Below are 1,975 nucleotides of genomic sequence, written 5' to 3' on the forward strand. Positions count from 1 at the left end.
CCGCGGCGGTCGGGGTTGGGGGTTCGTTGTGCCTGGCGGGCGAGGCGACCACCACCCCGGCTTGAGCGCCGGGGCCCCGGCGAGAGCGATCTGGGCGGGGCCTCGGCGTTCGGGGGTCCGCGGGCGGGGAACGGGCGGGGAACGGGCGGGTGCTACAGGACGGCCGCCGCGACGGCGGTGCCGATCGCGGCCAGGACGATGATGACGGCGGCGGCGGTGAGGGCGATGATGCGGGGCCGGCGCCCTCGGGGGGTGCCGTGGCGGGCGAGGCGCTGGGCCAGCGGCGGGTCGTCCTCGCTCAGGCGGACCTCGATCTGGGTGAGGATCCGCTGCTCCTCCATCGACAGCGCCATGCTGCAAACCTCCGGGGGGTGGTCAGGTGACTGGTTCCTCCCCGCAGATCATGATCATTATCCCTTCGGGGCGTTGACCGTTGCGCCGCGTCCCGGCGCGCTCTCGTGGTGGAGGCGGTCCAGGGCGGTGACGTAGTAGGTGTAGGAGCGGCCGGGCTTCGCGGACGGGTCGATGATCCCGCCGCCGCGGACGTCGGCGATGAGCTTGCCGGGGTCGACGGGGGCGCAGCCGGGGCCGGTGCCGTCGACGCGGTAGACGGCGTAGGAGGCGGCGCCCTTGGAGGGCCGCCACGTCACCCGGACGCCCTTGCCGTCGGGGACGGCGGCGGTGCCGTGCACGGGCGGCGACGCGGCGTCCCCGTCCTTGCCGCCGTTCTCGCCGTGGCCGGCGACGGCGGGCGGGATGGCGGGGCGGCTGTAGTGGTCCTCGCGCAGCCGGGCGGCGAACCCGCGGCGGTTGCCGGCGATGTCGGAGGCGCTGAAGAACACGTCGCCGCGGACCTGCGGGTACTTGGCGTTCAGGGTGAGGTGCCGGGACAGCTCGGCGGGGTCCTTCCAGGCGGCGTCGGCGCCGACCCGGTAGGCGCCCTGCCCGATGGTGAGCTGCACGTCGGTGCCCTTGACCTGGGCGGCCCACCAGGCGACGAGCTTGGCGTAGTCGGCGCGGGGGTCGCCGATCGGCCAGTACAGCTGGGGGGTGACGTAGTCGACCCACCCCTTCTTGATCCATTTGCGGGTGTCGGCGTAGACGTCGTCGTAGCTCTGCAGGGCGCGGGTGGGGGACCCGGCGGGGTCGTTGCTCTTGTTGCGCCACACGCCGAAGGGGCTGATGCCGAACCGCACCCAGGGCTTGGCGGCGTGGATCTTCTCCGACAGCGACTCCACGAGGGTGTCGACGTTCTCGCGGCGCCAGTCGCCGCGGTCCATGCCGCCGCCGTGGGCCTTGTAGGTGGCGTCGTCGGGGAAGTCGCCGTCCTCGGGGTAGGGGTAGAAGTAGTCGTCGAAGTGGACGGCGTCGATGTCGTACTTGTTCACCACGTCCATGACGGCCTTGGTGGCCAGGTCCCGGACCTGCGGCAGGCCCGGGTCGTACCACAGTCCCGTCCCGTACTTGCGGACCCAGTCGGGGTGCTGCCGCGCGGGGCTCTTGGGCGACAGCTTCTTCACGTCGTCCTGGCGGGACACGCGGTAGGGGTTGAACCAGGCGTGGAACTCCAGGTTGCGGGCGTGGGCCTCCTTGAGCATGAACGCCAGGACGTCGTAGCCGGGGTCCTTGCCCTGCGTGCCGGTGATCCACTGCGACCACGGCTCGTACGGGGAGTCGTAGAACGCGTCGGAGTTGGGGCGGATCTGCACGAACACCGCGTTCATGTTCATCGCCTCGGCGGTGTCGAGCAGCTTGGTGAACTGCTTCTTCTGCTCGGCGGCGGAGTCGCCGGTGTCCTTGGGCCAGTCGATGCCGCCGACGGTGGCGATCCACATGCCGCGCAGCTGCCGGTACTCGGAGTCGCCCGGCGCGGCGACCTGCGAGCATTCTGCCTTGGCGCCGGGCGGCACGGGGCCGCGCGCCCCCGCCCCCCGCTCGCCGAACGCGGGGATGCCGCACGCGGCGAGCGGGGGCC

Annotated in this window: 2 protein-coding genes; both read right to left on the minus strand. The window is 72.6% G+C overall.

Going from position 1 to position 1,975, the window contains the following annotated elements; genetic code table 11:
• Positions 1 to 152: 152 nt before the first annotated feature.
• Positions 153 to 353 carry a DUF3040 domain-containing protein gene (locus tag HUX53_RS04065; protein WP_176401827.1) on the minus strand — a complete coding sequence of 67 codons (201 nt, stop codon included), beginning with the start codon at positions 351 to 353 and terminating at the stop codon, positions 153 to 155.
• Between the two features lie 57 nt (positions 354 to 410).
• Positions 411 to 1,952, minus strand: a complete 1,542-nt coding sequence (locus HUX53_RS04070; RefSeq protein ID WP_309237037.1) for a family 10 glycosylhydrolase — start codon at positions 1,950 to 1,952, stop codon at positions 411 to 413.
• Positions 1,953 to 1,975: the final 23 nt, after the last annotated feature.

Source organism: Actinomadura sp. BRA 177, assembly GCF_013372625.1.
GTDB lineage: Bacteria > Actinomycetota > Actinomycetes > Streptosporangiales > Streptosporangiaceae > Spirillospora.